Genomic DNA, 23,472 nt, shown 5'->3' on the forward strand with positions numbered 1-23,472 from the left:
GTTCGAGTTAGCCTCCCATAATCTGAATCGTTGTTGGCGCATCGAGAACTACGAATCTGGGGGTCGGGAGTTCGAATCTTCCCCGGCGCGCCACCTAATATGCTGAAATAACAATCATTTTCAGGCGGTCTGCCTGCGGGGGCGGCTGAATTTTCTGAATTCAGCCGGTTTTTCAGCCGGCTTTGGAAGGATGGATACCCCTTCGCACCCTATAGGGGTTATCCGCCTGGTTCATGCGGAGAGCAGCGGGACCTATGATGTACCGCGGATCCATGCGGTCCTGCGGGGGCACGGCCGGCGCGTGGGCCGCTCCCGGATCGAGCGGCTGATGCGCCCATCCGGGGTCTGGCGGCCTTGCCACGGCGCGCCCGGACGACTGACGGCCGACATTCCTATCCGATCGTTCCCAACCGGCTCGCCCGCAACTTTGCGACCCAGGCCCCGAACCAGGTCTGGCTGGCGGACCTCACCTATATCCCCACAGGCGCGGGCTGGCTCTACTGAACCGCCCCTGATTCCTGGACGCCTTCTTCCCTAAATTTTGAGGCAAGGAGGCCCCGATGGGCAAAGCGAACTTCGCCGAGGACTTCAAGCGCGACACGGTCCTTCAGATCACCGAACGGGGCTATCCAGTTGCGGAGGTGGCTGCGCGGCTGGGGATCAGCAAATACTCGCTCTACGAGTGGAGGAGGCGGTACGGCATCCGTACCGACGAGGGCTTCGCCTATGTGGCGGTCGTGATCGACCTCTTCTCCCCGCATCGTCGGGGGGGGGCCATCAAGGCCCGGCAGACGACCGACGTCGTGCTTCAGGCGCGGCTGGCCGCCGTCTGGCGCCGCAAGCCGAAGGGCCGTGTGCTGGTGCATTCGGACCAGGGGAGCCAGTTCACGAGCATGGAGTGGGCTTCGTTCCTGAAACACCACGACCTGCAGCCCTTGATGACCCGTCGCGGCCACTGCCACGACAATGCCGTGGCCGAGAGCGTCTTCAACCTGCTCAAGCGCGAACGTATCCGCTGCAAGGTCTATCAGACGCGCGACGAGGCACGCCGGGACGTGTTCGATTACATCGAGATGTTCTACAATTCCACTTGGAAGCACGCGCGCAACGGGATGCTGTAGCCCATCGAGTTCGAACGGCAGCACAAAGCGAAAGCCGAAGGCGGCTGGAAAACGCGGGGCGGTTCATCGGCGCAAAGCCGCCATTGAAACCCAAGCACATTTGGGCGCTTCGCACCCGGCTGCAGATTGGCAATCGGTTGCGCGATCTCGCGATGTTCAATCTCGCAATCGATAGCAAGCTACGTGGTTCCGATCTCGTTGTCCTGAAAGTCGGAAATGTCTTCTCCGGCAGCAGTGTCCGCTCTAGGCCCGATCGACATTCAGGATTCCCAAGGCTGGAGAATGCTGATTCATAAGGTTCCGTGTTTTTGGAGCACGGGGCCCTGCGATGGCGGCGAAACGATACGAGTTGAGCGACGCCCAATGGGCGAAGATCGCGCCGCTGCTGGCGGGCAAAGCCACAGATCCGGGCCGGACCGGCTCGGATAACCGCGTGTTCGTGAACGGCTGTCTGTGGGTTCTGCGCTCCGGCGCCCATTGGTGCGACCTGCCCGAGCGCTATGGCCGCTGGAAGAGCGTTCACAAGCGCTTCAGCCGGTGGTGCCACGCAGGGGTGTGGGAACGGGTGTTCGAGGCCCTGACCGCCGATCACGACAACCCGTATCTGATGATCGACAGCACGATTGTCCGGGCTCATCAGCAGGCCGCGAGCGGAAAAGGGGGGCCAAGGATCAGGCGCTGGGGCGTTCCCGAGGCGGACTGACCACCAAGGTCCACATGCTGGCTGACGCGCTGGGCCGACCTGTGCGCTTCATCATCACGGCCGGCCAGGTGGGCGTCGTCACCGCCGCTCCAGCCCTGGTCGAAGGTCTGACCGGCGGAGCCGTGCTTGCCGACAAGGCCTATGACAGTAATGCTTTCCGACAGCGCGTGACCGACATTGGCGCGGCAGCGGTGATCCCATCCAACCGGACCCGGAAGATCCTCATCCCGCACGATGCCACGGCCTACAAGCACCGCAACCGCATCGAGCGCTGCTTCAATCGCCTAAAGCACTTCCGCCGCTTCGCAACGCGCTACGACCGCCGGGCGATCCACTTCGCAGGGTTCGTCCTCATCGCCGCAGCCATGATCTGGCTTCGATGAATGTCGATCCGGCCTAGGTCGGTCGTCATCCAGCACAAGACCGGGCAGCCTGTCTCCTTTGAGATCATCCCCTGCGACCCGATCGGAGCCCGGCATCAAGATCCCAACGAGCCAGTTGGACTGACTGAGCTCGATAGAAGTAAAATATGCTGGGCGGGAACCGTCGACAGATGTCATGGCGACCTCCTTGCAGAGGCCGCGGTCGACACGAGGCCGCCGCTCACATAGTATCTACAACGAGGATCGGCCGCATGGGGCCATCGACCATAAGCCGCCGATCACGTTGCAGAACTCCGGCGGCGCCCCCAGCCCTCCGCCGTGAGCAAGGCCGGAAACTCCAACTTCCGGCGGTCCAACGAATGGTCTCGGATCAACCTTCATGCAAGATCGCGAGCATTCTCATGCATTCCGATCCGTGTCTCAGCCCTAGAAGTCCCTCTTGGCCAGTCTCCATAGCCAAGACATCAAAATCTGACAGGTTCTCGTCCGCTCCGCAGCTCGGTCGCGGGTGTTGCTCAGGCATCCAGCCGTGCCCGCCGGATGGGACATCAACCCCATCGGTTTGCTTTAATCAAAAATATGAAACACTTAGGTCGCAGCCCTGCGGCCGTCCCTCTTAACGTGGCTTTTTCGCGAGCTCTTGGGAGACGCCTCAACATCTCCAAGGGTCAGCAGATCGTGCGCGAGCACGCCGGCCGGCTTGGACGCCCGCTTCCGCACGGGGCGAGACGGCGCCGCTTCCATGCTTTCAAGCTCGGCTTGCAGCGGGGGCGCCTTGGTAATCCTGGAGGTTCCCATCATCGCCGAAATCGAGGCGCCGGCCTCGATCAGGATCTTCTTGAAGTCCTTCAGCCGCGACTCCATCCGGATGCTGGGGCCGGTGACCGACAGGGAATAGTGCACCTCGTCGTTGATGTCGAAGATCGGCACCGAGATGGCGGTGACGCCCGGAATGCGCTGGCCGGACGTGCAGGCATAGCCCTTGGCCCGGATCTCTGCGAGCGAAGCCTTCAATGCGGGCACATCGAGTTTTTCGGAGCCCGGTGTCTGGGCGATGACATCGTCGATTTCCGTCTCGCCTGCATACGCGAGAAGGAGGCGGGCGGTCGCCCCGTGGATGAGGCTCACATGCTCGCCCGGCCGCACGATGGTCATCAGGGGAGACGGGGTGTCCACCACGTCGATGCAGATGCGTTCGAGGCCGGACCGGATGTTCAGCGTCACGGTCTCGCCCGTCAGCCTGCAGACCTCCGCCATGGTGGGGCGCGTCGCCTCGCGGATGCCCAGCGTGCTCTTCACCAGCCCGGCGAGGCGCAGGATCTTCAACGACAGGCAATAGCGCTGGTTCTCCAGCCGCACCAGGAAGCCGCCGTTCTGGAGGGTATTGACGAGCCGGAACGTGGTGGCCTTGGGCATGCCGATCCGGTCGCCGATCTCCTGAAGGGAGAGGCTCTGATGTTGCGTGTCGAAGGCATCGAAGATGGCGAGCGCCCGTTCAACAGCCCGAATCATGTCATCCCCCTCGCCTGGATATCCTCACGCCACGCCCGCCATCCTCATTCCGCCGCCCGCTGCGCAGGCCGCCGCGCCTCTGGCCGCAGCGCGTTGAGGCCGGTCAGCTCGCGCCCGAGGATCAAGGTCAGGATCTCGTTCGTTCCGTCGGGGATCGGCAGCATGCGCACATCCCGATAGAGCTGCTCCAATCCTGTCTCCTCCGCCACCCCCATGGCGCCATGCACCTGCATCGCCAGGGAGACAGCTTCCGCGCATGCGTTCGTGGCATACCTCTTGGCCATGGCCGCGGTGCCGTCGGCACGCGCGCCATCGTCGATCAGCGACAGGGCGTGATAGCAGAGGAGGCGGCTGGTTGTCACAGCGGTTGCAATATCCGCCAGCCGCGCCTGCACGAGCTGCTTCTGGCCGATGACCTCGCCGAACTGCCGGCGCACGCCGGCATAGGCGACCGCCATGTCGAGGGCGCGCTGCGCCATGTGGACGGCGCACAGGCCGAACAGCGGGCGGTTGCCGACCCAGGTTCCCTGGAGAATCCGTGCCGCATCGCCGCCGCTGCCGAGAACGTTCTGCCTGGGCACCCGGCAATCGTCGAGGACGATCTCCGACAAGTGCCCCTGACGAAGGCCCAGCACGGCGATCTCGTGCGCCTGATAGGGCGACGTGTCGCGCTCGATCAGGACGCGCTGCATCACCGCGGCGCCGTTCTCCGCCCGGCCGGCGACGCAGGTGGCGATCATGACGTCGCTGATCGTGCCGTTGGTGATCCACATCTTGGTGCCGGAAACGCTCCATTCGTCGCCGAGGTCGGTGAGCCGCGTGGCGATGCCGCGGGGGTCCGAGCCGGTGTTGGGCTCGGTGGAGCCGGTGCAGCAGATCTTGCGGCCGGCGATCAGGTCGGGAAGGAGGGTCCGGGCGTGCGCCGCCCCGCCTTCCGCATGGATGCGGGCAATGGTGCATTCGTGGGAGATGAGCGAGATGGCGATCACCGGCGGCAGCTGCTCGAAGGCGATGCCGTAGTCCAGCATGCGCATCTCGCCGCCTCCGGCCGAGGCGGGCAGGCGGGGGGCGGTGAGGCCCATGTCGGCCAGCGCCGCATAGATCTCCAGCATCACCGCCTTGGGCAGGGGCCGGTCGGGATGGTTCGCCTTGAGGCGGGGCTCGATCTGGGAGCGCACCATGCGGCGGACCGCGTCGCGCAGCATCTCCTGATCTTCGTTCAGCTTGAAGTCCATGTCTGTCCGTCCCGAACTGTTTCTTCCCGATTTGATCTCGTCGCCGCCCTTTCAGGGCATCACGAAGCCGCCGTTGACGCTCAGCACCTGGCCGGTGATCCAGGAGGCCTCGTCGCTGCAGAGGAACGCGATGGCGGATGCGATGTCCTTCGGCTCGCCGATGCGGCCGGCGGGATAGAGCTTCAGCACGCTTTGCACCCGGCGGGCGTACTTCTCCTCGCCCATCTGCGCACGCAGGCCCGCCTCGCGGTCGATGCGCAGCGGTGTGTTGGTGGCGCCGGGGGAGACCACGTTCAGGGTCACGCCGCCGCGCCCCACTTCCTGCGCCACCGACTTGACCAGCGCGATGACCCCGGCCTTGGCCGCGGCGTAATAGGACAGGCGGGCCTGGCCGATGCGGGCGGAATCGGACGCGAGGCAGACGACGCGGCCCCGGCCGCGCGCCACCATGCCCGGCAGCACGGCGCGCAGGCCGAGCATGGGGCCATTGAGGCACACGCCGAGCATGCGCGCCCAGTCGGCCGGCGAGGAGTCGAGGAACAGCTTGTCGTCCAGCACGGCCGCGCTGTTGATGAAGACGTCCAGCGGCCCGAGCGTGCGCTCGGCCTGGTCCACCATGTGGCGGACCTCGTCCTCGCGCGTGATGTTGCAGGCGATGCCGATGGCGCCCGGCAAGGCGGCCGCAGCCTCCGCCGCAGCCTTCCCGTCGATGTCGGCGAGCGCCAGCCGGCCGCCTTCCGCGGCGATGCGCTGGGCCGCCGCAAATCCGATCCCGCGCGCCCCGCCGGTGATGAGGGCGACGCGCCCCTCGAAGCGTCCATGATCGCCCATCACAGCGCCCTCCGGAACCGGCGGAAGTCGGGCTTGCGCTTTTCCAGGAAGGCGGTGATGCCTTCCATGTTTTCCTCGTTCCCGTAGATCGAGGCGAGCAGCTCGGCGCTCGGGAAGAACGCCGAATAGAAGTCGCGATCGGAGCCCGCGTTGAGGGCGAGCTTGGCGATCCGCAGGCTCTGCGGGCTTTTGTCGAGGATGTCGGAGCAGAGGGCGTCGACGGTGGCGTCGAGAGCCTCGGCGGGTACCACCTGGTTGATGAGGCCCATGGCGAGCGCCTCCTGGGCGGTGTAGAGGCGGCAGGTGAACACCATTTCCCGCGCCTTGCGCTCGCCGACGAAACGGGCCAGCAGCTGGCAGGCGCCCCAGACGGGAATGCTGCCGACGCGCGGGCCGGTCTGGCCGAACTTGGCGTCCTCGCTCGCCACCGTCATGTCGCAGAACAGGTTGATCTCGTTTCCGCCGCCCACGCAGAAGCCGCGCACCTTGGCGATGACGGGCTTGTCCATTGCCCGCATCACGCTCGACAGGTTGAACAGGCGGCGCATGTGGGCGCGTCCCACCGGGGGCACGCGCTTCGACTGGTCGCGGATGTCGCCGCCGGAGCAGAACGCTTTATCCCCGGCGCCGGAGAGCACGACGACGCCGACTTCCGGATCGTCGGCGGCGCGCGCCATGGCGTGGGTCAGCTCCTCATAGGTCCGCGGCCGCACCGCGTTGCGTACATCCGCGCGGTTGATGGTGATCCGGGCGATGCCGCCCTCCGCGTCATACAGAACGTCCTCGTAGGCCACCTGCTTCTCCCCGCATATTTCTGACCAGATTCCGCTAGACGGACCCAGTTTCAAATTGATATACCCATCTCAATGCCGACGAGCAACTCAAGATCGGCGCTCAGGGAGAAAAGCATGAAACGTCTTTCCTCAGGCGGGATCCTCGCGTGCCTTGCGGTGGCCGCCGCCTTCGCCGTGACGCCCGCGCGGGCCGAAGAGACCATCAGGATCGGCGTGCCGATGGAGCTGAGCGGGCGCTTCGTCGCCTATGGCGCGTCCGGAAAGCGCGGCGCCGAGTTCGCTGCGGAAGTCTATGGCGGCAAGGTCGCCGGCAAGAAGATCGAGCTCTTGGTCCGGGATGTTCAGTCGGAATCCCAAGCCACCATCTCGGTATTCAACGAGCTCGTCACCAAGGAGAAGGTAAACTACATTATCGGCCCCATCGGCAGCCCGACCGTGGCGGCGGCGATTCCCGCCTGGCGGCAGGGCAAGCCCGTCTGGCTCGTGCCCGGGTCCAGCAGCACGAAGCTGGAAGAGGAAGTCGGCGGAGATCCGGAATTCTTCCACACCTTTCCCTACGCCTACAACTATCATGCCAGCGTTGCCGCTGCGCTCAAGGCTCGGCTGGCGCCCGGACAGAAGATCGCGATCGTCTATACGGACGACAACTATGGCCGGACGCATTATCCCTACGCTAAGAAGTATTTGACGGGTGCCGGCTTCGAGATCGTCGCCGAGGAGATCGTGCGCACCAATGCGGCGGACATGAACCCGCTGCTCACCAAGATCGCCCGCGCCAAGCCCGACGTGATCGTCGGCCTGCTCCAGACCACCGATGCGGTGACGCTGGCGAAGCAGATCTACACCCGTAAGATGCCAGTCCCCTATCTGATCGGCACCGCGGCGACCCAGCTCGACGAGTGGCAGAAGGCGGTGGGGCCCGCCCAGGAGGGATGGGTGGGCGTGACCACCTATCTTCCCGGCCTCAACCGCCCCGGCAACAAGGACTATCCCAAGCTGTTCCCGCCGAGCGACGAATGGGAGGCGGCATTCATCAAGAAATACGGCCAGGAGCCCGATTTCGAGGATGCGGGCGGCTACGTCAGCGCCATGCTGCTGTTCCTCGCCATCGAGAGGGCCGGCGGCGACGACAAGGAGAAGGTGGCCGCCGAGCTCCGCAAGATGAACATTCCCGACACGCTGCTCGGCACCGCCAAATTCGTCGAGACGCCGTCCGGCACGAAGCAGCAGGCCTTCACCGAGATGGTGGTGTTCCAGCGCGAGAACGGCAAGAACGTGCTGCTTTATCCGCCGGGGCCGGCCACCGGCCGCCTTCAGCCCGTCAAGTATTGACATCCGCCATTCCGGGTTCTGGCCCGTTCATCGGAGACGGATGATGGAATTTATTCCGCAGCTGATCGTGGATGCCCTCCTTCTGGGCGGCATCTACACCTTGATGGTCATCGGCCTTGCCTTGAGCTTCGGGGTGACGCGGGTCATCAATTTCGCCCATGGCGAGGCCGTCATGCTTGGAGCCTACGGCGCCTACACGGTGTTCGTTGTCTTTGGCGTCGATCCGCTCCTCGCCATGCCGTTCCTCATGGTGGCCGGCTGCCTGCTCGGCATGGGGCTGTTCCACATCTCCATCGAGCGCGTCCTCGCTGCGCCGCATGTGAACCAGATCCTGCTGACCTTCGGCATCGGCCTCGTGCTGCAGAACGCCGCGCTCATCGGCTGGAAGGCGAACGAGCGCTCGGTGGTGCCCTCCTATGCCTACACGTCCTTCGGGTTCGGCGAGGTGATCGTGCCGGGCGGCCGCCTGATCGGCTTCGCCGTCGCCCTCGCGCTGGTGCTTGCGCTGTTCTTCTGGCTGAAGCGCACCGAGTTCGGCCGCGCCACCCGGGCGCTGGCCGAGAACCGCGAGGCCACCGTGCTCATGGGCATCAACGTGCCGCAGATGTACGCCCTCGCCTTCGGGCTCAGCGTGTCGCTCGGCGTCGCCAGCGGCGTCATCATGAGCTTCCTCGGCGCGATCTCCCCTTTCATGGGTTTCCATATCCTGGTGAAAGGCTTCGCCATCATCGTGCTGGGCGGGCTCGGCAGCATCGCCGGCGCGGTGATCGGGGCGTTCCTGCTCGCCTTCGCCGAGACCGCGGTGAGCTACTACGTGCCCAACGGCACCGGCTGGGCCGAGGCCGTCGCCTTCGCAACCCTCTTTCTCGTCCTGGTGCTGCGCCCGCGCGGCATCATCGGCCAAGCGGTGGCGGAGTGAAGCCATGACACGAGCCACGACACGGGCCATGACACGCCACGCACGCATCATGAGCGGTCTCGGCGTCCTCGCCGCGCTCCTGCTCGTCGCCTCCAGCTTCTGGGACGCGCCGCAGATCAACAACTGGCTGTTCCGCATCTCGACGCTCATCATGCTGGCGACGAGCTGGAACCTCATGGCCAATGCCGGCCTCGTCTCGCTGGGGCATTCCGCCTTCTGGGGCGTGGGCAGCTACACCGCGATCCTCGCGGCCAACGCCTGGAGCGGCTCGGTCTTCGCCACGGTGGCGGTGGCCTGCCTCGTGGGCGCGGTCATGGGGGCGCTGCTCGCCTTTGTCACCGGCTCGCTGAAGGGCATCTTCTTCGCGATCGCCACCCTCGCGCTGTCGGAGGGCCTGCGCATCTCCGCGCTCATGGTGCCCGAGGTGACGGGCGGCGCGGTGGGCCTGTTCCTGAAGCAGGACCTGCGGCCGAGCCAGCATGCGCTCTATCTGTTCGGCGCGCTGGCCGCGGTGGCGAGCGTCGGCGTCGCCATTCTGATCTCGTGCTCGAAGCTCCAGTTCGCCTCCCGCGCCATGCGCGACAACGAGGCCGCGGCGCAGATGCTGGGCATCGCGCCGCGCCGCCAGCGGCTCGTCATCGTCGCCATCTCCGGCGCCATGGCGTCCGCGGCGGGAGCCATCAACGCGTGGTACGGCGGCTATCTCGATCCCGAGGTGGCCTTCACCCTGCACAACACCATCCTGGCGCAGATCGCCCCCATCCTCGGCGGCATCCATACCCTCGCCGGGCCGGTGATCGGCTCGGTCGCCATCATCGTGCTGTCGGAGGCGACGCGGATCTGGTTCGGCAGCGTCGAAGGCGTCAGCCAGCTCACCTTCGGCCTGGTGCTGATCGTCTGCATCCTGTTCCTGCCGAAGGGCATCGAGGGGCTGATGCGGAACCGGCGTGCGCGCCGGAAGGCGGAGCATGCCCCCGCGCTCCCGGTCCGCTCCATGCGGGGGATCGAGCCGTGAGCGCGCTGCTGTCGGTCTCCGGCCTCCACGCCGGCTATGGCGAATCCACCGTGCTGCACGGGCTCGACTTCGAGCTCCACCGCGGCGAGGTGATCTGCCTCCTCGGCGCCAACGGCGCCGGCAAGACCACCACGATGGGGGTCCTGTCCGGCCTCGTGGCGGCAAGCGCGGGGCGCATCCGCTACGACGGCGCGGACCTGCTCGCCATGCCGTCCCACGAGCGGGTGATGGCCGGAGTGGCGCTGTCGCCGGAGGGGCGCAAGGTGTTCCCCAACCTCACGGTGGAGGAGAACCTCGTCCTCGGCTCCTTCAACGTGAACGCGCGCGCCCAGCGCAAGCGCAAGCTCGACGAGGTCTACGACCTGTTCCCGCGCCTCGCGGAACGGCGGCGCCAGAGCTCCGGCCTGATGTCCGGCGGCGAGCAGCAGATGCTGGCGCTCGGGCGCGCGCTGATGGCCAACCCGCGCCTGCTGCTGCTCGACGAGCCGTCCCTGGGCCTTGCCCCCAAGGTGGTGCAGACGATGTTCGCGGCGATCCGCACCATCGCCGCCACCGACATCACCATCCTCCTGGTGGAGCAGAACACCCATGCCGCGCTGTCCGTCGCGACGCGCGGCTACGTGATGGCGGCGGGCCGCATCGTGCATGCCGGCGACACGACGGAGCTGCGCGCGTCGCCGGAGGTTCGCGAAGCCTTCATCGGCGGCAAGTCCGCCCGCGCCGCGGAGGCGAGCCATGCTTGAGGTCCGTGATCTCTCGAAATCCTTCGGCGGCCTCAAGGCGGTCGGCAACCTCTCGATCCGGGTGGGGCAGGGCGAGTTCGTCGGCGTCATCGGCCCCAACGGCGCCGGCAAGACCACGCTGATGAACCTCGTCACCGGCTACATGCAGCCCACCTCGGGCGACATCCTGTTCGAGGGGCGCTCCATCGTCGGCCTGAAGCCCTACCAGATCTCCCATCGCGGCGTCGGGCGCACCTTCCAGGTGGTGCGGCCGTTCTCGGAGATGTCGGTCGAGGACAACGTGATGACCGGGGCGCTGTTCTCGGGCGCGAAGACCAGCAGCCTGGCGAAGGCCCGCAAGGCCGCCGAGCTGCCCATGGAGCTGACCGGCCTCGCCGCCAAGCGGCACATGCACGCGGGTGCGCTCACGCTCGGCGAGAAGAAGAAGCTCGAGCTGGCCCGCGCCCTCGCGACCGCGCCGCGCCTGCTGCTGCTGGACGAGGTCATGGGCGGCGTCACCCGCGGCGAGGTGGACGATCTCATGGTGGTGCTCCAGCGCATCCATGCCTCGGGTGTGACCATCGTGATGATCGAGCATCTGGTTGAGGTCATCATGGCATTGTCGAAGCGCGTGGTGGTGCTGAACTTCGGCCAGAAACTGCACGAGGGCAGTCCGAGGGAGGTGGTGGAGCATCCCGCCGTCATCGAATCCTATCTCGGGCGGCCACTCGACGCGGAGGTGGCATGAACGCGCTGCTGCTTCACCCCGCCGCGCCCGCTCCCGAGCTTGTGGGAACGCTCGCCGTGCGCCGCTTCGGCGCCGGGGCACCGCTGGTGCTGGTCCATGGCGGAGTGGGGTCCTGGACCCACTGGATCGCCAATGTGGAGGCGCTGTCCCGCAGCTTCGCGGTGACCGCCGTGGACCTGCCGGGCTACGGCGATGCGCCCGCGCCGCAGGCGAGCGCGCCGGAGGCCTATCTCGACGCCATCGCCGCGGATCTGTCGCGGGCGATGGCGGATGCCCCGTCCTTCGGCCTCGTCGGCTTCAGCTTCGGCGCGGTGATCGCCGCCGCCGTCGCCCGCCGCCTCGGTGGGAAGGTGAACGCCCTCTCCCTGCTCGGCCCGGGCGGCTTCGGCGTGCCGCTGGGACGCAAGGTGGCGCTGGTCCCGGTGCCGGCGGCGGAGGAGGACCTGAAGGGGCACCGCGTGGCGGTGGCCCACAATCTCGGCCAGTTCATGATGTCCCGGCCCCCCGCTCCGGAGGATCCGGTGGTGGACCTGCAGAGCGCGAACATCGCGCGGCTGCGCTTCGACAGCCGCAAGGTCAGCCATCGTGACTGCCTGGTGGACGACGTCGGACGGCTCACCGCGCCATTGCAGATCATCTGGGGGGCTGAAGACCATCTGCCCGTCCCTTCCATCGCCGCGCGGGCGGAGCGGGTCAGCGCGGCCCGCCCCGACGCGGAAATCCACATCGTCCCCGATGCGGGGCACTGGGTGCAGTACGAGGCGCCGCGGGCGGTCGAGGCGTTGCTAAGCGACTTTCACAATCGGGTGTCGAGATGAGTGAATACGAGACCATCCGCGTCGAGCGCCAGGGTCCGGCGCTGGTGTTGAACCTCCATCGGCCGGACCGCCGCAACGCGGTCAGCCTGAAGATGATGGCCGAGATCATCGCCGCCGTCGCCGTCGCGGAGGACGATGCGGAAAGCCGCACCATCATCCTCTACGGCGGCCGGGACTATTTCTCGGCCGGCGCCGATCTGACCGAGGCGGTGCAGGTGAAGACGGCCACCGACGGCACGCGCTACTTCAACCAGTGGCATGCGCTGAACTCGGCCCTGGAGCATGCCTCCAAGCCGGTCATCGCCGCCATCGAGGGCTTCTGCATGACCGGGGGGCTGGAGCTGGCGCTCGCGGCCGACCTGCGCGTCGCCGGCGAGGGATCGAGCTTCGCCATCACCAGCGCGCGCATCGGCACTGTGGCAGGCGCTGGCGGCACGCAGCGCCTGCCGCGCGTGGTCGGCATGGCCAACGCCCTCGACATGCTGTTCGCCGCCGAGCCCATCGACGCCGCGGAGGCCCTGCGGATCGGGCTCGTCAACCGCCTCACCGAACGGGGCGGCGCTCTGGCCAAAGCGCAGGAGATGGCCGAGCTGTACGCGACCCGGGCGCCGCTCAGCCTCGCCTTCGTCAAGCGCGCTGTGCATCGCGGCATGCAGATGGACCTCGCCTCGGCCATCGAGTTCGAGACCTTCCTCGTCACCACCGTCTATGGCACCCGCGACAAGCAGGAGGGCATCGGCGCCTTCCTGGAGAAGCGGCCCGCGCGCTTCGTGGGAGCCTGAAGATGCAGACCGCGAAGACCGACGCGAAGCTGCCGCTCGCCGGCATCAAGGTGGCCGACTTCAGCCGCCTTCTGCCCGGCCCCTGGTGCACGCAGATGCTGGCCGATCTCGGCGCCGAGGTGATCAAGGTGGAGCGCCCGGACGGTGATCCGAGCCGTCACAACGCGCCGCTGTACAAGCAGGAAAGCGTCTATTTCTGCTCCGTGAACGGCGGCAAGCGCTCGCTCACGCTGGACCTCTCCGATCCCGCGGGGCAAGTCGAGGCGCACCGGCTCATCGCCGAGGCGGACGTGCTGGTGGAATCCTTCGGCCGCGGCGGCGCCGAGAAGCTGGAGGTCCACTGGGAACGGGCCCGGACGCTGAACCCGCGCCTCGTCTATTGCAGCATCACCGGCTTCGGCCAGACCGGCACGCTCGCGCCGATCGCCGGCCACGACCTCGCCATCCAGGCCGCCACCGGCCTCCTCTCGCTCTCGGACGCGCCGGCCCCGGCCTTCCAGGCCGGTGACTATGCCGCCGCCAGCATGGCCGTGATCGGCATCCTGGGCGGGCTGCGCAACCGCGACCGGGACGGCGTCGGCGCCTATCTCGACGTGGCCATGTTCGACGCCCTGTTCGGCATGGGCAATATCGGCCTTGCCAGCGCCCTCGGGCGGCTCGCCGGCGGCTCCGGCACGCCGGCCATGGAGGTCTGGGGCGGCAATCCGCGCTACACCACCTACCCGACGCGCGACGGCAGGAAGATCGCGGTCTGCCTGCTGGAGGCCAAGATCTGGCGGCGCTTCTGCGAGGCCATCGGCCGGCCCGATCTGGTGTTCGACGAGGATCCCAAGGCCCGCCTGTCCAGCCACGGCGACCGCTCGGAGCTGTTCCGGCAGGCGCTGTCCGACTACTGCCTCGCCCACGACCGCGACGAGATCGGCGCCCGCATGGTCGCGCTCTGCCTGCCGGTCATCCCGGTGCTCACTCCGGACGAGGCGGTGGCGAGCGAGCATGTGCGCAGCCGCGGCCTGGTGGAGGCCGTGGACCATCCCACGGAAGGACGCACCTTCACGCTGCGCAGCGGGCTCATGGGCGCCGGCATCACCCGCCGCAGCCGCGCGCCGGCGCCGCGGATCGGCGATGCGGGGCCGGCATCCCATCCGATTTCGATCCGTTCCGCTTCGACGGCGGGCTAGGGGGCTTCCATGGATTTCAACCTCACCGAGGAGCAGACCCTGTTCCGGGATTCCGTCCGCGCCTTCGCCGAGAAGCACCTGGCGGCCGGAGCGCTGGCGCGCGCCCACAGCGACGACTACCCCTGGCAGGTGGCGGAGCTGATGGCGCAGCAGGGCCTGCTCGGCATCACCGCCAGCGAGGACAGCGGCGGCGCGGGCGGCACGCTGATGGATGCCGTGATCGCCATCCAGGAAATCGCGCGCGCCTGCCCGCGCTCGGCCGACGTGGTCCAGGCCGGCAATTTCGGCGCCATCCGGGTGCTGATGCAGTATGGGACGCCCGAGCAGAAGGAGCGCTACCTGAAGCCCCTGCTCGCCGGCCGGGGCCTGATCTCGGTGGCCATGACGGAGCCCAACGCAGGCTCCGCCGTCACCGAACTCACGACCTCGGTGAAGCCGGACGGGGACGGATTTCGCCTGAACGGCAGCAAGGTGTTCACCACCCACGGCACCCACGCCACCGTGTTCCTGGTCTACGTCCGCTTCGGGCCCGGCGTCGGCAATATCGGCTCGGTGCTGGTGGAGCGCGGCGCCGAGGGCTTCAGCTTCGGCAAGCAGGTGCGCTTCCTCTCCCGCGAGGAGTGGAACCCCTTGTTCTTCGACAACGTCTATGTCCCGCGGGAAAACGTGCTGCTCGGCCCGGGCGGCTTCAAGAAGCAGATCTCCGGCTTCAATGTCGAGCGCATCGGCAATTCCTCCCGCGCCCTCGCGCTCGGCCGCTACGCCTACGAGGTGGCGCGCGACCATGTGCTGACGCGGCGCCAGTTCGGGCGCAGCTTGGCCGACTTCCAGGGCATGCAGTGGAAGTTCGCCGAGATGAAGATTCAGCTCGACGCCGCCCAATTGCTGCTCTACCGCGCGGCGGCCAGCGCGGACCGGGGCTTTCCGTCGGCAGAAGAGACCGCCATCGCCAAGGTGGCCTGCAACCGGGCGGGCTTCAACGTGGCCAACGAGGCCATGCAGGCCATGGGCGGGGCCGGCTACAGCCAGGATTCCCTTGTCGAATACTGCTTCCGCCGCACCCGCGGCTGGATGATCGCCGGCGGCACCGTCGAGATCCTGCTCAACCGCATCGCCGAGCACGTGTTCGACCGGAGCTTCCCGCAGCGGCTGAAGCCTCTTGCGCAGGAGGCCGTATGACCGCCGCTTCCACATCGATCGCGGACGCGCTGTTCCGGCCCCGAAGCATCGCCCTCGTCGGCGCCTCCGGGGACGAGAACAAGCACGCTTCGCTGCCGCACCAGTATCTGCGCCGGCACGGCTATGGCGGCGAGATCTTTCCCATCAACGCCAACCGGGACTCCGTGTTCGGGGAGCGCGCCTTCAAGAGCGTGTTCCAGGTGGGCAAGCCGGTGGACCATGCCTTCATCATGCTGCCCACGGACGCGGTGCTCGGGGCGGTGTCGGACTGCTGCAAGGCGGGCGTGCGCTGCGCCACCATCCTCAGCAACGGCTTCGCCGAGAGCGGGGAGGAGGGCCGGCGGCGCCAGGCCGACCTCCTCGGCATGGCACGCACGAGCGGGCTGCGCCTGCTCGGCCCCAACAGCCTCGGCATCATCAACCTGCCGGACCACGTGGCGCTCTCCGCCAACGAGATCCTTTCCCTGCCCGAGCTGCGGCCCGGCCGCTACAGCCTGATCTCCCAGAGCGGCAGCCTGATCGGCGCGGTGCTCTCGCGCGGCCAGGCGCGGGGCATCGGATTCGCCAAGATGATCTCGGTGGGCAACGAGGCGGACCTCGGTGTCGCCGAGATGGGCGGGATGCTGGTGGACGACCCTGGCACCGACGCCATCCTGCTGTTCCTGGAAACGGTGCGCAACGCTGACGGCCTCGCCGCCATGGCGCGCAGCGCCTTCGCCGCGGGCAAGCCGGTCATCGCCTTCCGCGTCGGCCGCTCGGAGGTGGGCGAGCAGCTCGCCGCCACCCATACCGGGGCGATGGTCGGCAGCGGCGCCGCCATGGACGCATTCCTGAGCGATATCGGCATCGTCAGGGTCGAGACCATGGATGCCTTTCTGGAGGTCGCGCCGCTGGTGCAGGGCCACCGGCCGCCCGGGGGGCGGCGCGTCTCCGTCGTGAGCACGACGGGCGGCGGCGGCACGCTGGTGATCGACGCCATCGAGCGGCACGACATCGAGATCGTGCCGCCGTCCGAGGCCGCGGTGGAGCGGCTGGCGGCGCAGGGCATCGCCATCGCCCGCACGCCGCTCATCGACCTGACCCTGGCCGGCACCAACCCCCGGACGTACGGCGCGGTGCTGCGCGAGCTCATGGCGGCGCCCGATTGCGACCTCGTGATGTCGGTGGTGGGCTCGTCGTCCCAGTTCCGGCCCGACCGGGCCGTGCTGCCCATCACCGCCGCCACCCGGGAGAACCCCGGCAAGCCGGTGGGCGTGTTCCTCACGCCCCACGCGGAGACCTCGCTCGGGCTCCTCTCCGAGGCGGGCCTCGCGGCGTTCCGGACGCCGGAATCCTGCGCCGACGCGCTCAGGGCCTTCTTCGACTGGAGGGCGCCCCGCGCCGAGGAGCCACACCCGGTGCCCCGCGCCGCGGCCGCGGCTCTGGCTGCGACGGAAGATCCCCTGGATGCCGGCGCGGCGGCGCGGGTGTTCGAGCGTCTCGGGGTTCCGGTGGCGGCCGAGCGCGTGCTTCCCGCCGATATGGGCGCCATCGAGGCCGAGGCGCTGGACGATCTTGCGTACCCCGTCGTCGCCAAGATCCTGTCGCCCGACATCGCCCACAAGACCGAGGTGGGCGGCGTGGTGATCGGCTGCCCGACGCCCGCCGCGCTGAAGGCCGCTTGCCGGCGCATCCTGGCAAGCGTCGCCGAAGCGGCGCCGCAGGCGCGGCTCGCCGGCATCCAGGTGCAGCCGATGCTGGAGGGCATCGGGGAGGCGCTGCTCGGCTATCACCGCGATCCCTCCGTGGGGCCGGTCGTCACCCTGGGGGTCGGCGGCGTGCTCGCCGAGATCTACCGCGACGTCTGCGTGCGCCGGGCGCCGGTGGATGAGGCCGCCGCGCGCGGGATGATCGACGCGGTGCGCGGCCTCGCGCCCCTGCGCGGCTACCGCGGCCTGCAAAAGGGCGATCTCGACGCCCTCGCCCAATGCATCGCCGCCTTCTCCCGCCTCGCGCTGCTGGATGTGGAGGAGGCGGAGATCAACCCGGTCCTGATCCGGCCGGAAGGACAGGGCGTGGTCGCGCTCGACACGCTGCTGGTCAAGGGAGGTCCCCATGCGAGCTGAGACACCTCGGGCCGGCGCCACCGCGCGCCTCGCCGATTTCTGCGCGGCCCTGGGCTTCGGGCAGCTGGACGATGCCGCCGTGCGGGCGGTGCGCCGGCATCTGCTCGACACGCTGGGCGCGGCGATCGCCGGATCGCAGCGCCAGCCCGCACGCATCGCCGCGACGACCCTGGCGGAGATCGAGACCGGGGGCGAGATGGCGGTGCCCGGCATCGCCGGCCGCTGGAGCCGGCTGAGCGCGGCCTATCTGATGGGCGCCAGCGCCCACGGCCTGGAGCTGGACGACGGCTACCGCGCCGGCTCGGTGCATCCCGGCGCGCCGGTCGTTCCGGCCGTGCTGGCGGCGGCCTGGGGCAACCGGGTGGACGGCGCGCGCGCGGCAGCCGCCATTGCGGCAGGCTACGAGGTGGTGACGCGCGTGGCAGAGACGATCCACCCCGCCTCGCGCCGGCGGGGCTTCCACAACACGCCCGTCGCCGGCGTGCTGGGGGCGGCGGCGGCGGCGGCGTCGATCCTCCGGCTCGACGGCGCGCGCACCGCCCACGCGCTGGGGATCGCCGCCAGCTCGGCGGCCGGCCTCTTCGCCTTCCTGCACGGCGGCGGTGAGATCAAGCGGCTGCACCCGGGCTTCGCCGCCCGCGAAGGCCTGTTCGCCGCGCTGCTGGCGCGCAACGGCATGACCGGCCCGGCCGGGGTGCTGGAGATCGAGGACGGCCTCCTGCAAGCCTTCGGCGACGGCGCCGACCCGGAAAAGCTCGTCGCAGGCCTCGGTGCTGGCTTCAACGTGTCACGCTGCTACATCAAGCCTTACGCCTGCTGCCGGCACCTGCACCCGGCCCTCGATGCGGTGATCGCGGTGGCGCGCGAGGAGGGGGTGGCGGCTTCCGACATCGCCTCTGTCGCGGTGGGCACCTATGCCATCGCCGCGGGCCATGCCCAAGGCGGCTGGGAGGACATGGCGTCCGCCCAGATGAACTATCGCTTTTGCACCGCGCTTGCCGCCAGCGCCGGGCGCGTGGGCATTGCCGATTTCGATGCGGCGAGCCTTGCCGACGCCCGGCTCGCCGATCTTGCCGCGCGTGTCACGGTCACGGTCGACCCCGCCTGTGAGGCTGACTACCCGCGGCTTCGGTCCGCCAACGTCACCGTGCGCACCAGATCGGGCGCCACGTTCCATCGCTATGTGGACGAGCCGCTGGGGTCCGCCCGCCATCCGCTCGACGACACCGCGCTGGTGCGCAAGTTTGAGAACCTCGCGACCCCCGTCCTCGGCGCCGTCGAAACGGCTCGGCTGCGCGCATCGGTGCTCGTGCTCGAAACGCTGGACGACGTGGACACGCTTCTGAAGGTCCCGGCCTGATCTGGCCTCAAAAAAAACTGCAAGGGAAAAACGGAAATGCCCAGAACCGTGCTCTTTTCTCCGATATCCCTGCGTTCGGTGACATTCGACAACCGCATTGTCGTCTCGCCCATGGGCCAGTATTCGGCGGATGAGGACGGCCTCGCCACCGCCTGGCACCTGATGCATCTCGGCCACCTGGCGCTGTCTGGCGCCGGCCTCCTCTTCACCGAGGCGACGGCGGTGGAGCCGCGCGGGCGCGTCAGCGGGCGGTGCCTCGGCATCTGGTCCGATGCCCACGTGGCGGCGCTGGCACCCGTGATCGATTTCTGCCGCCGACATGGCGGCGCCAAGCTCGGGATGCAGCTGGCCCATTCCGGCCGCAAGGGCTCGGTGACGGTGCCCTGGGAAAAGCAGGTCGGCATGGCCGGCGGGGCCGGCGGCTGGCTGCTGGCGAGCCCGTCCGCGGAGCCTTATCCCGGACGCCCCGTTCCCGAGGCGCTGGATGCCGAAGGCCTCGCCCGGGTGCGGGATGCCTTCGCCGCGGCCGCGGCGCGCGCCGACCGCGCCGGGTTCGACATGATCGAGATCCACAACGCCCACGGTTATCTGCTGCATTCCTTCCTCTCGCCTCACGCCAACCTGCGGACTGATGCCTATGGCGGCAGCCGCGAGAACCGCATGCGCTTTCCCCTTGAAGTGTTCGAGGCGGTGCGCGCGGCATGGCCCGATCACAAGCCGTTGGGCGTGCGCGTGTCGGCGACCGACTGGACCGAGCAGGGGTGGACGCCCGACGATACCGTCGCCTTCGCCAGCGAGCTGAAGGCACGGGGCTGTGACTATGTCTGCGCCTCCAGCGGCGGCAGCTCGCCCCATCAGAAGATCCCCGTGGCGCCTGGCTATCAGGTGCCGTTCGCGGAGCAGATCCGGCGCGAGGCGGGCATCCCCACCATGGCGGTCGGCCTCATCACGCAGCCCCAGCAGGCCGAGGACATCCTGAGCGGCCAGCAGGCGGATTTCGTCGCGCTGGGCCGCGGCATTCTCTACGAGCCGCGCTGGCCGTGGCATGCGGCGGAGCATTTCGGGGAAGAGGTGTTCTTCCCGCCGCAGTACGAACGCTCGCACCCCTCCATGCGCCCGGGCGACTTCCTGAAGCCGTTCCGCGACCGGCTCGCGGCGGAGTAGGCCGTGATGGAACCGTGCGCTATCGACTACACCCGCGCTTTCGCCGCCGAGCTTGTCGCCATGGACGGCGCGGCCCTGACCGGGCGCGATCTCGCGCAACTCGATCGGTTGCTGCTGGATTATTGCGGCGTTGCGTTTGGCGGTGCCGCGCGCCCCTGGATCGCAGCGCTCCATGGCTGGGCACAGCGATATCGAGGGTGCGGGCCGGCACGCATCATAGCGTCGGACCTCGAAGTGCCGGCGGAGGTTGCCGCCTTCGTCAATGGCGCGGCTGGCCACAGCTTCGAGCTGGACGACACACACGACAGCTCCATGAGCCATCCCGGAGCGGTGGTGATCCCCGCCTCGCTCGCGGTCGCAAGCGACGTCGGGGCCGACGGCCCGCAGGTGCTGGCGGCCATCGCCGCCGGCTACGAGACCATGGCCCGCATCGGTATCACCGTGCGGGCCGGCCGTGTGATTGCCGCCGGCTTCCACCCTACGGCGGTGCTCGGCGTGTTCGGCGCCGCCACCGCGGCAGCGAAGCTCCTGGGGTTCGATGCCGGGCAATTGTGCACCGCGTGGGGGCATGCGCTGTCGCTGGCGGCGGGCTCCATGCAGTTCTCCCAGGAGCCCGCCGGCGCCGAGGTGAAGCGGCTGCACGCCGGCTACGCCGCCCGCAGCGGCGTCACCGCCGCGCAGATGGCGCAGGCCGGCATCTCCGCCCCCACCCGGAGCCTCGACGGACGCTACGGCTTCCTCGCGCTCTACGGCTGCGACCCGGATCCCGCGGCCCTGCTCGCGCCCGGCGCGCGGGGACTGGCCATCCACGACATCAGCATCAAGCCCTATGCCTGCTGCCGCCTGCTGCATTCCATGATTGACGGCCTGAGGGACGCGACCGATGGCTTCACCAGGGGGGCGGAGATCTCCCACATCCTGGTGCGGGGACCACAGAAGCTGGCGGACCAGCACATGGTGGTCCGTCCCATGACGCCGATGGCCGCGCAATACAGCCTGCCGTTCGCGGCCGGGGCGGCGCTCGCCTACGGTCCGGACCGCTTCGACGTGTTCGAGGACCCCTACCTCGCCGACCCGGACATCCTCGGCTTCGCCGACCGGGTCGAGGTGGCCAGCGACACGGAGCTGGAGCGGACCTATCCGGCGCATTTCGGCACCGAGGTGGAGGTGTCGTTCGCGGATGGGCAGGTGCGCGTGCGGCGGGTGCTGGACAGCATCGGCACGCCTCTCAGCCCGCTGCCGGCGGATCGTCTGGCGGCCAAGGCTCGGGCGCTGGTGGCGCAGAACCGGGCGGACGCGGATTTCGGCCGCATCGAAGATGCGGTGAGGGCGCTGGCGCGAGCGGGCAGCGTCGTATCGCTCCAGGCCGCCTTGTCCCTGCCGCCGGGCTCCGGGATCGGATGATGTCATCATTCCTAGAGGACACGCACCTTTCGGCGATATCGCCGTCATCCTCCTTCAGCGACACGGTCCGGTTGGAGCGCGAGGGGCGGCTGGCGGTGGTCGTCATCGACAACCCGCCGGTCAACGCCGGATCGGCCTCGGTGCGCAGCGGCATTCATGCCGCCGTCGCGCACGTCGCGGCCGATCCGGACATCGATGCCTGTGTGCTGATGGGCGCGGGCGGCTCGTTCATCGCCGGCTCGGACATTCGTGAATTCGACCAGCCCCTCGCCGATCCGCAGCTGCCCGCGGTGATCGCTGCCATCGAGGCCTGCCCCAAGCCCGTGGTCGCCGCGCTCGACGGCGCCGCCTTGGGCGGCGGGTTCGAAGTGGCGCTGGGATGCGACGCGCGGATTGGCACGCCCCACCTCGTGGTCGGCCTGCCGGAGGTGCAGCTCGGCATCATTCCCGGAGCGGGGGGCACCCAGCGCCTGCCCCGCCTCGTAGGGATGAGCGCGGCGATCGAAATGATCTGCTCGGGCCGCCGGGTGAAGGCGGAGGAGGCGCTGCGCCTCGGTATCCTCGACGCGGTGACGGAGGGGGATCTGCGCGGCGCCGCATTGGACCATGCGAGCTCGCTCGGTGGCGCCAAGCGCCGCGTGAGGGACGCCCCCCTTCCTGCGGATCCGGTGGCGCGGGTCGAGAAGGCCAGGCAAGACGCCCTGCGGCAGGGCCGCGGGCGCCCGGTGCGGGATGCCATCGAGGCGGTCGGCTGGGCCGGAATGCTGGGCTTCGACGATGCCCTGGCGAAGGAGCGCGAGCTGTTCCAGCGCCTCAGGACCGGTGAGGCGGCGGCGGCGCTGCGCCATCTGTTTTTTGCCGAGCGGGAGGCGCTGAAGTTTCCCGGGCTCAAGGATGCGGCCGCCCACCCGCTCGGGCGGATCGGCGTGCTCGGGGCGGGCACCATGGGGTCCGGCATCGCATCCGCAGTGCTCGCCGCCGGCTATCAGGTCGTGCTGATCGATCCGGTTCCCGCGGCGCTGGAGGCCGGGCTAGGCCGCATCCGCGAGAGCGAGGCGCGCCACGTCGCCGCCGGCCGGCTCACTGTCGAGCAGTCGCGGCATCATCTCGACCGCCTGACGGCGGCCGGCACCGTGGCCGCGCTGGCCGATGCGGCGCGGCCCGCGGTCGACATGGTGATCGAGGCGGTGTTCGAGGACATGCAGGTGAAGACCGAGGTGATGCGCCAGCTCGGGGCGACGCTGCCCGGGAGCGCCATCATCGCCTCGAACACATCGTATCTCGACCTCGACGCGCTCGCCGAGGCGAGTGGCTCGCCCGAGCGCGTGGTCGGCCTCCATTTCTTCGCGCCGGCCACGCTCATGCGCCTGCTTGAGGTGGTGAAAGGTCGGGCCACCGGGCTCGATGTCCTGAGGACCGCGCGCGACTTCGCCCGCACCCTCGGAAAGATCCCGGTGATTTCGGGGGTGGGCGACGGCTTCATCGGCAATCGCATCTATTCCGCCTATCGCGCCCAATGCGAGTTCATGGTGGAAGAGGGTGCTATGCCGCAGGAGGTGGACGCAGCCATGGAAGCGTTCGGCTTCGCGTTGGGGCCGTTTGCCGTTGGTGACCTGTCCGGCCTCGACATCGCCTGGAAAAATCGCCGGCGGCTCGCGGCGACCCGCGATCCCGGGGCGCGCTACTGCGCCATTCCCGACCGGCTCTGCGAAGCCGGCCGGCTGGGCCGTAAGACCGGCGCCGGCTGGTATCGCCACAGCGCCGACGGCCGCACCCGCGCGCCGGACCCGGAGGTCTTGCAGCTCATCGAGGAGGCTCGGGCGGCGGCGGGGGTCGTTCCGCGCGCCTTCAGCCCGGAGGACATCCAGATGCGGGCGCTGGCGGCCATCGTCAACGAGGGCATCCTTGTGCTGGAAGCCGGGATCGCCCAGCGGGCTTCCGACATCGATCTCGTGCTGGTACACGGCTACGGCTTCCCGGCAGATCGCGGCGGCCCCCTGTTCTGGGCGGGCCGCCAGCCCAAGGCGCGCATCCTTGCCGCTGCGGCAAATCTCGCGGCGAAGGCCGGACCCGGCTTTCGACCGGCGGACCTCGGCCGGTGGCCGCTTTTTTCGCCGACCTGATCTCGCGGGCCGGCGAGGCCGGAACGCTGCGAAAGGACCCCGAT

Annotated in this window: 18 protein-coding genes and 5 pseudogenes; 19 read left to right on the forward strand and 4 right to left on the reverse strand. The window is 68.7% G+C overall.

Features of this window, described 5'->3' with window-relative positions:
- Window positions 1-220 precede the first annotated feature (220 nt).
- The 5 pseudogenes from V5F59_RS02260 to V5F59_RS02280 form a co-directional block, all read left to right on the forward strand.
- Window positions 221-501, forward strand: a pseudogene (locus V5F59_RS02260) (IS3 family transposase); the annotation flags it as partial.
- Between the two features lie 59 nt (window positions 502-560).
- Window positions 561-638, forward strand: a pseudogene (locus V5F59_RS02265) (hypothetical protein); the annotation flags it as partial.
- Between the two features lie 63 nt (window positions 639-701).
- Window positions 702-1,121, forward strand: a pseudogene (locus V5F59_RS02270) (DDE-type integrase/transposase/recombinase); the annotation flags it as partial.
- A gap of 44 nt (window positions 1,122-1,165) precedes the next feature.
- A pseudogene (locus V5F59_RS02275) lies at window positions 1,166-1,369 on the forward strand (integrase); the annotation flags it as partial.
- 80 nt (window positions 1,370-1,449) lie between these two features.
- Window positions 1,450-2,207, forward strand: a pseudogene (locus V5F59_RS02280) (IS5 family transposase).
- A gap of 588 nt (window positions 2,208-2,795) precedes the next feature.
- On the opposite strand, the gene V5F59_RS02285 reads toward V5F59_RS02280, so the two are convergent.
- From V5F59_RS02285 to V5F59_RS02300, 4 genes are read right to left on the reverse strand one after another with little or no spacing between them, the layout of a single operon-like run.
- Window positions 2,796-3,719, reverse strand: coding sequence for an IclR family transcriptional regulator (locus V5F59_RS02285; RefSeq protein ID WP_393983009.1), 924 nt, complete (start codon window positions 3,717-3,719; stop codon window positions 2,796-2,798).
- 44 nt (window positions 3,720-3,763) lie between these two features.
- Window positions 3,764-4,954, reverse strand: coding sequence for an acyl-CoA dehydrogenase family protein (locus tag V5F59_RS02290; RefSeq protein WP_393983008.1), 1,191 nt, complete (start codon window positions 4,952-4,954; stop codon window positions 3,764-3,766).
- Between the two features lie 51 nt (window positions 4,955-5,005).
- Window positions 5,006-5,785: an SDR family NAD(P)-dependent oxidoreductase gene (locus tag V5F59_RS02295; protein ID WP_393983007.1), complete on the reverse strand. Its 780-nt coding sequence runs from the start codon at window positions 5,783-5,785 to the stop codon at window positions 5,006-5,008.
- On the reverse strand, window positions 5,785-6,579 hold the full coding sequence (locus tag V5F59_RS02300) for an enoyl-CoA hydratase-related protein (protein WP_393983006.1): 795 nt from the start codon (window positions 6,577-6,579) through the stop codon (window positions 5,785-5,787). Before V5F59_RS02300 ends, V5F59_RS02295 begins: the two co-directional genes overlap by 1 nt.
- A 114-nt stretch (window positions 6,580-6,693) precedes the next feature.
- On the opposite strand from V5F59_RS02300, the gene V5F59_RS02305 reads away from it, so the two are divergent.
- Genes V5F59_RS02305 through V5F59_RS02370 form a run of 14 tightly spaced genes read left to right on the forward strand, consistent with a single transcriptional unit; the run spans window position 6,694 to window position 23,428 of the window.
- A complete protein-coding gene (locus tag V5F59_RS02305) occupies window positions 6,694-7,911 on the forward strand; it encodes an ABC transporter substrate-binding protein (RefSeq protein WP_393983005.1) in 1,218 nt (405 codons plus the stop codon).
- Window positions 7,912-7,951: 40 nt separating this feature from the next.
- Window positions 7,952-8,830: an ABC transporter permease subunit gene (locus V5F59_RS02310; protein ID WP_509211161.1), complete on the forward strand. Its 879-nt coding sequence runs from the start codon at window positions 7,952-7,954 to the stop codon at window positions 8,828-8,830.
- 28 nt (window positions 8,831-8,858) lie between these two features.
- Window positions 8,859-9,845, forward strand: coding sequence for a branched-chain amino acid ABC transporter permease (locus tag V5F59_RS02315; protein WP_393983003.1), 987 nt, complete (start codon window positions 8,859-8,861; stop codon window positions 9,843-9,845).
- Between the two features lie 5 nt (window positions 9,846-9,850).
- A complete protein-coding gene (locus V5F59_RS02320; RefSeq protein ID WP_393983028.1) occupies window positions 9,851-10,588 on the forward strand; it encodes an ABC transporter ATP-binding protein in 738 nt (245 codons plus the stop codon).
- Window positions 10,581-11,315, forward strand: a complete 735-nt coding sequence (locus V5F59_RS02325) for an ABC transporter ATP-binding protein (RefSeq protein ID WP_393983002.1) — start codon at window positions 10,581-10,583, stop codon at window positions 11,313-11,315. The genes V5F59_RS02320 and V5F59_RS02325 overlap by 8 nt, the downstream gene beginning before the upstream one ends.
- The gene (locus tag V5F59_RS02330) at window positions 11,312-12,133 is read left to right on the forward strand and encodes an alpha/beta fold hydrolase (RefSeq protein WP_393983001.1); all 822 of its coding nucleotides are present in this window, start codon (window positions 11,312-11,314) and stop codon (window positions 12,131-12,133) included. The genes V5F59_RS02325 and V5F59_RS02330 overlap by 4 nt, the downstream gene beginning before the upstream one ends.
- Entirely contained in the window at window positions 12,130-12,915 is a 786-nt protein-coding gene (locus tag V5F59_RS02335; RefSeq protein WP_393983000.1) for an enoyl-CoA hydratase/isomerase family protein, read from the forward strand. Before V5F59_RS02330 ends, V5F59_RS02335 begins: the two co-directional genes overlap by 4 nt.
- A 2-nt stretch (window positions 12,916-12,917) precedes the next feature.
- Entirely contained in the window at window positions 12,918-14,093 is a 1,176-nt protein-coding gene (locus V5F59_RS02340; protein ID WP_393982999.1) for a CaiB/BaiF CoA transferase family protein, read from the forward strand.
- 9 nt (window positions 14,094-14,102) lie between these two features.
- Window positions 14,103-15,272, forward strand: a complete 1,170-nt coding sequence (locus tag V5F59_RS02345; protein WP_393982998.1) for an acyl-CoA dehydrogenase family protein — start codon at window positions 14,103-14,105, stop codon at window positions 15,270-15,272.
- A complete protein-coding gene (locus V5F59_RS02350; RefSeq protein WP_393982997.1) occupies window positions 15,269-17,377 on the forward strand; it encodes an acetate--CoA ligase family protein in 2,109 nt (702 codons plus the stop codon). Before V5F59_RS02345 ends, V5F59_RS02350 begins: the two co-directional genes overlap by 4 nt.
- Entirely contained in the window at window positions 17,367-18,737 is a 1,371-nt protein-coding gene (locus V5F59_RS02355; protein WP_393982996.1) for an MmgE/PrpD family protein, read from the forward strand. Before V5F59_RS02350 ends, V5F59_RS02355 begins: the two co-directional genes overlap by 11 nt.
- Window positions 18,738-18,773: 36 nt before the next feature.
- Window positions 18,774-19,901, forward strand: coding sequence for an NADH:flavin oxidoreductase/NADH oxidase (locus V5F59_RS02360; RefSeq protein ID WP_393982995.1), 1,128 nt, complete (start codon window positions 18,774-18,776; stop codon window positions 19,899-19,901).
- A gap of 6 nt (window positions 19,902-19,907) precedes the next feature.
- Window positions 19,908-21,305: an MmgE/PrpD family protein gene (locus tag V5F59_RS02365; protein WP_393982994.1), complete on the forward strand. Its 1,398-nt coding sequence runs from the start codon at window positions 19,908-19,910 to the stop codon at window positions 21,303-21,305.
- Window positions 21,305-23,428, forward strand: a complete 2,124-nt coding sequence (locus tag V5F59_RS02370; RefSeq protein ID WP_393982993.1) for a 3-hydroxyacyl-CoA dehydrogenase NAD-binding domain-containing protein — start codon at window positions 21,305-21,307, stop codon at window positions 23,426-23,428. Before V5F59_RS02365 ends, V5F59_RS02370 begins: the two co-directional genes overlap by 1 nt.
- The last annotated feature ends 44 nt before the right edge of the window (window positions 23,429-23,472 follow it).

Source organism: Xanthobacter nonsaccharivorans, assembly GCF_043194755.2.
In the GTDB taxonomy this organism is placed as follows: Bacteria; Pseudomonadota; Alphaproteobacteria; order Rhizobiales; family Xanthobacteraceae; genus Xanthobacter; species Xanthobacter autotrophicus_G.